At 44.0% G+C, this 8947-nt stretch carries 10 protein-coding genes and 1 pseudogene; 6 read left to right on the forward strand and 5 right to left on the reverse strand.

Annotated features, from left to right (window positions below):
- Nucleotides 1-109: 109 nt before the first annotated feature.
- Complete coding sequence (locus Ga0074115_RS15990; RefSeq protein ID WP_198295080.1) at nucleotides 110-409, forward strand: alpha/beta hydrolase; 300 nt, start codon at nucleotides 110-112, stop codon at nucleotides 407-409.
- 51 nt (nucleotides 410-460) lie between these two features.
- Here Ga0074115_RS15990 and Ga0074115_RS15995 read toward each other — a convergent pair whose 3' ends face one another.
- The 3 genes from Ga0074115_RS15995 to Ga0074115_RS15115 all read right to left on the reverse strand — a co-directional run bounded on the left by Ga0074115_RS15995 (nucleotide 461) and on the right by Ga0074115_RS15115 (nucleotide 3260).
- Nucleotides 461-1027: an HPF/RaiA family ribosome-associated protein gene (locus tag Ga0074115_RS15995; RefSeq protein ID WP_082626912.1), complete on the reverse strand. Its 567-nt coding sequence runs from the start codon at nucleotides 1025-1027 to the stop codon at nucleotides 461-463.
- 62 nt (nucleotides 1028-1089) lie between these two features.
- Complete coding sequence (locus tag Ga0074115_RS15110) at nucleotides 1090-1845, reverse strand: slipin family protein (RefSeq protein WP_057956994.1); 756 nt, start codon at nucleotides 1843-1845, stop codon at nucleotides 1090-1092.
- Nucleotides 1842-3260 (reverse strand): NfeD family protein, encoded by a 1419-nt coding sequence (locus tag Ga0074115_RS15115; protein WP_057956993.1) that lies wholly within the window; start codon nucleotides 3258-3260, stop codon nucleotides 1842-1844. The genes Ga0074115_RS15110 and Ga0074115_RS15115 overlap by 4 nt, the downstream gene beginning before the upstream one ends.
- A gap of 176 nt (nucleotides 3261-3436) precedes the next feature.
- Here Ga0074115_RS15115 and Ga0074115_RS15120 point away from each other — a divergent pair, with 176 nt between their 5' ends.
- The 3 genes from Ga0074115_RS15120 to Ga0074115_RS15130 are packed head-to-tail and all read left to right on the forward strand — an operon-like array spanning nucleotide 3437 to nucleotide 5739.
- Nucleotides 3437-3790 carry a DUF7980 family protein gene (locus Ga0074115_RS15120; RefSeq protein ID WP_057956992.1) on the forward strand — a complete coding sequence of 118 codons (354 nt, stop codon included), beginning with the start codon at nucleotides 3437-3439 and terminating at the stop codon, nucleotides 3788-3790.
- A 9-nt stretch (nucleotides 3791-3799) separates the two neighbouring features.
- Entirely contained in the window at nucleotides 3800-5005 is a 1206-nt protein-coding gene (locus Ga0074115_RS15125; protein ID WP_057956991.1) for a methionine adenosyltransferase, read from the forward strand.
- Nucleotides 5006-5034: 29 nt separating this feature from the next.
- Entirely contained in the window at nucleotides 5035-5739 is a 705-nt protein-coding gene (locus Ga0074115_RS15130; RefSeq protein WP_057956990.1) for a hypothetical protein, read from the forward strand.
- Between the two features lie 328 nt (nucleotides 5740-6067).
- On the opposite strand, the pseudogene Ga0074115_RS15135 reads toward Ga0074115_RS15130, so the two are convergent.
- Together Ga0074115_RS15135 and Ga0074115_RS15140 are read right to left on the reverse strand one after the other, a co-directional pair.
- Nucleotides 6068-6352 (reverse strand): annotated as a pseudogene (locus Ga0074115_RS15135) (aminoacyl-tRNA deacylase); the annotation flags it as partial.
- Nucleotides 6353-6710: 358 nt separating this feature from the next.
- A complete protein-coding gene (locus Ga0074115_RS15140; RefSeq protein WP_060528690.1) occupies nucleotides 6711-7343 on the reverse strand; it encodes a metallophosphoesterase family protein in 633 nt (210 codons plus the stop codon).
- A gap of 220 nt (nucleotides 7344-7563) precedes the next feature.
- Here Ga0074115_RS15140 and Ga0074115_RS15145 point away from each other — a divergent pair, with 220 nt between their 5' ends.
- On the forward strand, nucleotides 7564-7962 hold the full coding sequence (locus Ga0074115_RS15145; RefSeq protein WP_057956987.1) for a TraR/DksA family transcriptional regulator: 399 nt from the start codon (nucleotides 7564-7566) through the stop codon (nucleotides 7960-7962).
- 530 nt (nucleotides 7963-8492) lie between these two features.
- Nucleotides 8493-8786, forward strand: a complete 294-nt coding sequence (locus tag Ga0074115_RS15150; protein ID WP_057956986.1) for a DUF211 domain-containing protein — start codon at nucleotides 8493-8495, stop codon at nucleotides 8784-8786.
- Nucleotides 8787-8947: the final 161 nt, after the last annotated feature.

Here is an 8947-nt window from a genome sequence, read left to right on the forward strand (position 1 = left end):
GCCTCCACTACATCTTTCCTTTTCTGATCACGCTGTTCTTTTATCGTAGCCATGGAAAGCAGTATACACTGCCAATACTTTCGGAACGATTAATAGTTCCGCCCCTTCCATGGGGCAGCGCATCTATCCTTTTTTACCGGTGCGTTTGCTTAGTCGTTTCCAGTACAACACTAAAGAATATGTCAAAGCAATACACTGTCCTGTGCTGGTGGCGCATAGTCGTGATGATGACATTATTCCCTACGAAGAAGGACGGGATATTTTTAATGCCGCCCACGAACCCAGATATTTTCTAAAAATGCGCGGCGGCCATAATGACGGTTTTATCATTAGTGGTTCAAGCTATATTGATGCACTGGGATCATTTATTAACACTAGCGTCAATCAACAAAATCTGAATACACAATAGTTTATTTTATTGTCGTCACCCGTTTCACTTTAGCGGATTGTACCTGTGATTTCATGTGACAATATGATGTTTACCAATCACATGCACTGTACTTGCCTGGGGACCCTCATCACCGGCCTCTTCCGTAAAGCGAACTTCATTGCCGATTTCCAGCACATCATAATCACCGTTAACAATACTGTTACGGTGAAAATATATTTCACGTCCATCATCAGCCTGGATCATGCCATAGTCTTCATTAGCAACCAGTTTTGATATCGTACCATGAGGTGGAACTTCATGAAGTTTGACCTTTTGTCGCTGTTTCCTAGCAAAGTCCTGTAATTGCCGCCGCGCGGCATTAAATGCATCCCGCACCGTTACATAGGCATCTTCATGGGCATGATGTTGATCAGGTGAACGGCTAACAACAATTTCATCACCCGGCACAGTTATATCCACCCTAACGTGATACAAATTGCCTTTATGATGATGTCCATGTGGGGCTTCAACCATAACCCGGCAACTCATAATCTGATCATAGTATTCTTCCAGCTTGGCAGCTTTTTCACGAATATCCGCTTCCAGCGCATCGGAATGGGGAATATCACGGAATGTAACCTGTAATGGTATTTTCATAACTACTGCCTCCATTAATCATTTTAACTAACTCTTAAACTCAACGATCTATGCAACCTGATTTATTCAACCTTTTTAATCAGGCTTTCAATCAGTTCCATTGGCAAAGGGAATACAATCGTATTGGAACGCTCACCTGCAATTTCAGTCAGCGTTTGCAAATAACGTAATTGCAAAGCCTGGGATTGCTGCGAAAGGGTCCTTGCTGCTTCCAGTAACTTGTCGGCCGCCTGCATTTCACCTTCTGCATGGATAACCTTGGCACGTCGGGTACGCTCGGCTTCAGCTTGTTTGGCAATGGCACGCACCATACTTTCATCCAGATCAACATGCTTGATTTCAACATTGCTGACCTTGATGCCCCAGGCATCAGTTTGCTGGTCCAGAATACTTTGCACATCCGTATTGAGTCGCTCACGTTCCGACAGCATTTCATCTAGCTCATGTTGCCCCAATACAGATCGCAAGGTGGTCTGGGCCAGCTGACTGGTCGCCACATAAAAGTCCTCTACCTGGATAATCGCCTTGTCAGGTTCAATCACCCGAAAATAAACCACCGCGTTAACTTTTACTGAGACATTGTCACGTGAAATGACATCCTGACTCGGCACATCCATGACAATAGTACGCAAATCAACCCGAACCATTTGCTGGATAAGCGGAACAACAATAATTAAGCCTGGGCCTTTGACTTTCCAGAAACGACCCAGCAGGAAAATCACACCACGTTCATATTCACGCAGTATTCTAATTGCACTGAACAGAAGCAGTACAACAAAAGAAATTAAAATATAAAAGGTATACGCTGTCATAGTCATGGTTCTGACTCCTCTGTTGTCTTATCCAGAGGTTCAACCTCCAGAGTTAAACCCTTGACTCCGATCACCTTGGCCCACTGGCCTTCGTGTAAGGGGACGTTGCTGATGGCATTCCAGTTCTCACTATGAATAGACACAGTGCCCTTGTGCTCAAAGTCAGTCACCACGATGGCAGTGCCACCCGTCAATTCTTCCAGTCCACTCACCACCGGTCGCCGCCGCGCCTTGATCGCCATGCCAATAATAAAAATAAATATCATGGCACTGGTTGCCGCAAAGGTTATGATCACTGAAATATCAATACCAAAGCCGGGTATCCCTGTATCCAGCAGGATAATCGAGCCAAACACAAACGAAATAACACCGCCGATACCCAGCACACCGAAACTAGGTTCAAAGGCTTCCCCTACCATTAAGGCAACACCCAGCAATATGAGTGCCATCCCGGCATAGTTGATGGGTAACATCTGGAATGAATACAACGCCAGTAACAAGGAGATGGCGCCAATAGTTCCTGGCACAATGGCACCCGGATTGGACAATTCGAAGATCAGGCCGTAAATACCGATCAGCATCAGAATATAGGCAATATTCGGATTGGTTATCACGCTCAGCAAACGGCTACGCCAGTCAGGCTCAATTTTCTGAACAACCCGTCCGGTTGTATGCAGGGTGCGTTTCTCACCTTGCACTTTAACTTCTCTGCCCTCCACCTGTTTCAGGAGATCAGCCATGCTGGTAGCGATAATATCAATAACGTTCAGTTTCAAGGCATCACTTGCCGGCAGGCTGGCCGCTTCCCGTACTGCTTTTTCCGCCCAGTCCTGATTCCGGCCATGGAGTTCGGCCAACCCTCGGATATAGGCCACCGCATCATTAATGGCCTTGTTCTTCATCGCATCATCACTGGCTATGGTTTCCGGTTTATCATTCCTGTCTTTTTCCTTATCCCGATTATTTTCCCTGTTCTTAACCCCCTTCTTATCGGGAGCCGTGGGTTGCGGAAACCCACCTATTTGCACCGGTGTCGCAGCGCCCAGGTTGGTACCCGGCGCCATGGCCGCAATATGGCTAGCATAAAGGATAAAGGTACCCGCACTGGCGGCACGGGCACCCGTTGGTGCAACATAACTGACAACAGGCACAGAAGAATTGGTAATATTTTTAACAATCCCGCGCATGGCTGTATCAAGTCCACCCGGGGTGTCTATACGAATCACCACCAGTTCGGCCTTTTGCTCATTTGCTGATTCAAGTTCCCGTTCAATATAATCATCCGTTGCCGGGCCAATGGCATCTTCGATGGTAAGTTGAATAATATTCCCATCTAGCCTGTCGGCACAAACCGCAGGCCCCATAAAAGCAGCCACTATCAATAGCGGTATGACGAAAAATATTCTTGTCAATCTCGCCATGCTTACTGTTTCCTGTTATTAATCTAAGTACGCATTCTAAATACCAGTCCACCCTGAATATATGTGCTATTAACCAAGTGATCTGGCATTTGGAACTTTAATCTACTTTAAGCATAGTGGTTATCCGACTGCTTTGCGATACAGAAACAGTACTAAGTATAGACAAAGTAAACTGCATGGTTATGAAGCAGCACTTGAAAAATTCGGTACTGGTGACTATTGGCTTTATTCTTTCACCTTTGTCCTGGTGGAATGACCTTGTGGTCAATGTACCGCTGGGATATGTATTTGCCTGGCCGTTTTCACTCATCAATGAGCAACTATTTTTGCCTGCTTTTATTCTGGGTTACTGGTTAACCAACCTGCTTGGCTTTTTGTTGCTACATTGGGGCAGCGAAGGACTGCTTTATCAAAGCCGATCAACCATCAGCATAAGAAAAAGTCTTGTTGTTTCAGTAATATATTCAGTTATTGTGATGCTAATGGTTCTATTCGGCTGGATTGCATCACCAACAGAATATCTGGACTAGAATTGCATTATGCAGCGACTTACTACTACAGCTATCAATACCATTCCGTATGCCAAACAACCGGTGGAAATCGTAGAACGCAAGGGCATGGGCCACCCCGATACCATCTGTGATGCGCTGGCTGAAGAACTGAGCCGATCCCTGTGCCAGTTCTACCTCGAACATTTTGGACTGGTGTTACATCATAATGTCGATAAAGCCCTTTTATGGGGCGGCACATCACAACCGCTCTTTGGCGGTGGCAAGATACTGGCTCCAATGGAAATCTTTCTGGCGGGACGAGCGACTTGTGCATACAAAGGCATCAGGGTTCCGGTTGAAGAACTGATGCACGATAGTGCTTCAAACTGGCTTGAATCAAATTTTCACGTCCTTGATCCCGCACAACACATCAAACTGCATTGCTTAATTCGACCCGGCTCAATGGATCTGGTTGAACTTTATCTTCGTCAGAAAGAAACTGGCATTGCGCTGGCCAATGACACCTCATGTGGTGTGGGCTATGCACCATTGAGTGAACTGGAACGTGTTGTTCTGCAGATAGAAAATAAGCTTAACAGTAACGAAATCAAATCATTACATCCAGAAATCGGTGAAGACATCAAGGTCATGGGCACACGCCGGTGTGATACAGTTGAACTGACCATCGCCTGTGCCTTTATCGATCGCTATATTTCAAGCCTGCAAGACTATTTCGATAAAAAATTACAACTTGCCTCTCTGGTTGAACATGAAGCGAAACTGACCACGCACAAGCAGGTAATGGTTACCATCAATGCTGCCGATGATATTGCCACAAAAAGCATCTATTTAACGGTAACCGGCACTTCCGCCGAATCCGGCGATGATGGTGAAGTGGGCCGTGGCAATCGGGTCAATGGTTTGATCACGCCCTATCGCCCGATGAACATGGAAGCTGCGGCGGGGAAAAACCCGGTGACCCACGTTGGCAAACTCTACAATATTGTGGCACAGCAGATCGCTGATAGTCTGGTGCAGGAGCTTGATGAAATAGAGGAAGCTTATTGTTATCTGGTCAGCCAGATTGGCAGTCCGATCAATGAGCCAAAAATTGTGGATCTTCGCCTGCAACTTCGTTCCGATGCTGATATTGAAGGGCAACGATCAAGTATTGCGGAAATCGTGCATGACAAGCTGACCAATATTTCTCTGATTCAGCAGATGCTAACTGACAGAAGCATTCATGTTTATTAGTTCCATTCTAAAATAGATTCAATAGTGGCATGTCAAAAACCCGCCTCCATATCGTTAGCATTCTTATCGGGGTTAGCCTTGTTTTCCCATGTGCGGGAATAACATTTGAAACACCGGAAGAACTCGAAACCAGTGAAGAATTAGAAGCCTGGTTTTATGATGATTCTGATTTCAATACCGAAAGCATTAGCGAAGGAGAGCTTGTTTTCATCAGTCCGGAGAAACCGGAGAGTATCCTGCATTCACAAAACCAAATCACGGTTACAGAGGAAAGTATAAAAACCGGCTGGGTGAGACTCCGCCAGTGCTATGCAAATCTTGTTCCAGTAAAGGAATCACAGGTCGTCTATCAATACAAGCTCATGCGTAACCTGAAAATAGTTTCGGCATCGCATATTGAGAAAGTCTGGGTCAAAGATAAAACTGTCCAGATGTATAATGTGCGGAACAATGCTGAATTATGTATTACAGCACAAGTTGGAATTTTCTATCTAAACCCAGACAAGAGCTTTACTCTTGTCAGTGGTCCTTACCATCTTAAATTTCTTGATGGTTATTATCCGTTGCATGTCAGTTTTGCTGTCACTTATCCTGGAGATCGGCTACGCCTTACTGAAATGGAACCGGTGCATCCTCTGGACATGCACCCCATGTTACAGGCGGGAAAAGTAAGTATCGATACTTTTTTTGAAGGTCGTTTGATAATAAAAATGAATTTTCAGGCTATTGAATAATTCTCAATCCTTATGACTAAGGAGCCTCTGATTAAGTCTGAACGAAATGGATTGTGATTCAGGATTTTTAGATTCAAAGCGCAAATCGCACGTAAAACTACCGCTCCCTGCTCACGCTCCTCCCCGACATCCCTGTCGGGGATAGCTGGCTATTGCGAACGACTGCATGGATGCAGGAGGTAGAGTAACGCATGGAGCCGTTGCCGAGATTTGCCAGGCAGAAACTAGATATTCTAAGCACAAGATACGAGTTCATGGCTTGATCAGAGGCCCCCTAAAATACACTTGGCGCGTGCCTCTCAACAAAGTATGAAATTCTTCACCCTGGTCATGCACCATGATTTTCATGATCCCCAGCTTCAAAATAGATATTTGCCAGTGTTGTTAATTGCTGATCCAGAAATGTCTCCAGCCCATATGCCTGACCAAGCGGTGGAATCAAACTCAGCTCACAATCTTTAAATGGAAGATTGACTTCTGACTCTTCAGTCAGCTCAAACTTCCGGTTGAGTTCATCATACAGTGCCTGTAATTTTACCCAGTTACTGCCTGGAATCACCGCCATCGCATAGCCTTTCTCATCCTTAATAAGGACCGCTTTTGCTATATGATCATTAACAACATGTGCCGACTAAGCGCCATCATGGATCGAAAAGGTTTTCGGATGCGAACCAACTCGAATTCCATCTGATGTTTGACAAATAAGATTTGATTGCATTGACTATGGACATAGTTTGTTTCCTCAGCAAGCAATCCGTAAGCGTGTCGTCCTTTTCAAGGATATTTGATTATTATCTAACCCATTTTATAGTATACCAATAATCCATTTATTTATTACCCCGCACAACCTCAAGCCTGGCACTAAGATATTCCCGATTAATATAATGCATCACGCTCAAACCATCGGCCTGTGCCCTGGAAAAAGTTAGCCGCATTATCATCAATAAATGAAAAATAAACAACTTTTCACATTATTCATCTGCATTCACCTCATAGGTTCCCCAGTTCCATGACTTTACGATAGATTTATCTGGCAGAGAAAGAAATTCAACCTTCATTTCAGGCAGACTTAGTATTCCGCAAGCATTGTTAAAACAGGTACTGCCCGGGTTGATGAGTAATACATCACCAAGTTGTTCCGCATAAACCTGGTGAGAATGACCAACAATCAGAATATCATATTCAAATCCCGCCAAAGTTTGAGTCCAGATTTCCTTTTGTTCAGAAACCAGCTCCCCTTTTTCATCCAGTAACTTGATTCCATGCCGATCATGAGTAGGTGGGCGGGAATGAACCATATATAGGCTTTTACCTTCAATTGTAAATTCCAGCGCAGCCGGCAATTGCGCAATCCATGACTCAGCAGGCGTTCTATCGTCCTGACTTATACCCTGCAAATGCCAGTTATCATGATTACCAATAACCGTTTTACATTCATTCCTGATTAATAATTCAGCAGTTCGATCCAGATCATTACCATACCCGGCAATATCCCCCGCACATAAAATCATCTCCACTCCAATCTTTTTCAGAAGCGACAGCGCCTCGCCCAAAGGTTCAGGATAGGAATGAACATCACCAATTAAACCGATTTTTGTTGCCATAATTTCTCCGTTATTGATCTGTAGAAAACACAGCCAAAGAAATATGTGTTTTATCGATGAAAACATATTTGCATATAATCCATTTCATGCATATGCTTATGAATATCAGTACAGTAATTTAATGCCGGATACAAACCCAACAAAATCATATCAATGTAATAAAACAGATCTGCACCCAAGAAAGCCTCTAAATAACTCTTCCAAATAGGAGGAACAGGCCATGCCAGCAAAGCTCACTAACAGACAGATTGCCGAATTTCACCAACAACTCAGAGACCGTTATTACGAACTGCGGGAAGAAGTGCGACAAGAATTATTAAAATCGGATAATGAACAGTATATTGATCTGGCAACACGTGTTCATGATATAGCCGAGGAGTCGGTTGCCGATTTTCTGGTCGATCTCAATCTAGCCAATATCGACAGACACATTAATGAAATTCGTGAAATCGACGCTAGCCTGATCCGGCTCGCTCAGGGCAACTACGGCAAGTGCTCTGACTGTGGCAAAGCCATTTCTGAACAACGTTTAAAAGTAAATCCAACATCCTGTCGTTGCTATAATTGCCAGGAAATACATGATAAGAAGTTCGCCCAACCAGGACATGCAAGTCTTTAATTTGACAGAAAACAGGCTCCAGAAAGCAATATAATCACGTAGTACCCGGTGCGTAATACGAAGCAAATTACGCCGTATGTTTTCCTGCAAATGGAAGGCTACAGATCCACATTTTACCATGAATCACTTATTATCCCTTTCTACCTTATCTCTCAGGTTTCGCAAGATCATAACCTTTGTTTTATTTTAATTTAACGTCGTCAGCGTGTATAGGCTTTCAATCAAATCAGCCCGCACTGCCCCATCCTGCTCGGACGCAAGAGCACTTTGCTCTGACTTCACCACAATGACATTCTTAGGCGTATATGTTCGCTCTATGTAAATAATAGATGTTTGAAATCAACCAGCAAACAACAAATTATCTGGACATATTATTGTAACCAGGAGCATCTGCAGTGATTATGTCTATAATCCATATGAGCAAGTCCGGTTTCGGTTTTGAAAATCATGTCAGTGATCAGCAGTGTGCTGATATTTTCTATTAGTTGGCCTGTTTCTTTCTGGACCAAAACTGTAGAGTGATGCTATCAATGGTAAAAGTGCAGCGAATCGTGCTGGATGTCCTCAAACCGCATTCACCCAATGGGCTTGAGTTTTCCACACAACTGGCAAAAAAATGCCCCGGCTGCTGGTTTAACTTTAAAGTGGTCGAAGTGGATGAAAAAACGGAGACCGTAATTATTGTTGTCGAGTCTGAAGATATTCCCTATGACGATGTGTCTGATGCGATTACATCAATGGGTGGATCCATTCACAGTATCGATGAAGTAGAAGTCATCAGCATGGGTGATTCAGCGGATTCATCAACGCAGACCGATGTTTAAACGATTTCAGCTGCTATTTAGAATTTCACGATCTAATCTTATCGCGCGACGCTACTTTATAGTGAATGGTTTCGATGGTCAGTTAGCACTTCCATCAAAACCGGTAACCCTCACTCTTTTCAAGTCAGGTGTCAGATCAGGTCTGAACTACTACAACTAAC

Origin of the sequence: endosymbiont of Ridgeia piscesae (assembly GCF_001443665.1) — a bacterium.
GTDB classification, from domain to species: Bacteria; Pseudomonadota; Gammaproteobacteria; order Chromatiales; family Chromatiaceae; genus Endoriftia; species Endoriftia persephonae.

What these genes read in the sequence shown, in the direction of transcription:
- Ga0074115_RS15990 (WP_198295080.1), top strand. Translation starts at nt 110, where the DNA reads ATGGGGCAGCGCATCTATCCTTTTTTACCGGTGCGTTTGCTTAGTCGT.
- Ga0074115_RS15995 (WP_082626912.1), bottom strand. Translation starts at nt 1,027, where the DNA reads ATGAAAATACCATTACAGGTTACATTCCGTGATATTCCCCATTCCGAT.
- Ga0074115_RS15110 (WP_057956994.1), bottom strand. Translation starts at nt 1,845, where the DNA reads ATGACTATGACAGCGTATACCTTTTATATTTTAATTTCTTTTGTTGTA.
- Ga0074115_RS15115 (WP_057956993.1), bottom strand. Translation starts at nt 3,260, where the DNA reads ATGGCGAGATTGACAAGAATATTTTTCGTCATACCGCTATTGATAGTG.
- Ga0074115_RS15120 (WP_057956992.1), top strand. Translation starts at nt 3,437, where the DNA reads ATGGTTATGAAGCAGCACTTGAAAAATTCGGTACTGGTGACTATTGGC.
- Ga0074115_RS15125 (WP_057956991.1), top strand. Translation starts at nt 3,800, where the DNA reads ATGCAGCGACTTACTACTACAGCTATCAATACCATTCCGTATGCCAAA.
- Ga0074115_RS15130 (WP_057956990.1), top strand. Translation starts at nt 5,035, where the DNA reads ATGTCAAAAACCCGCCTCCATATCGTTAGCATTCTTATCGGGGTTAGC.
- Ga0074115_RS15140 (WP_060528690.1), bottom strand. Translation starts at nt 7,343, where the DNA reads ATGGCAACAAAAATCGGTTTAATTGGTGATGTTCATTCCTATCCTGAA.
- Ga0074115_RS15145 (WP_057956987.1), top strand. Translation starts at nt 7,564, where the DNA reads ATGCCAGCAAAGCTCACTAACAGACAGATTGCCGAATTTCACCAACAA.
- Ga0074115_RS15150 (WP_057956986.1), top strand. Translation starts at nt 8,493, where the DNA reads ATGGTAAAAGTGCAGCGAATCGTGCTGGATGTCCTCAAACCGCATTCA.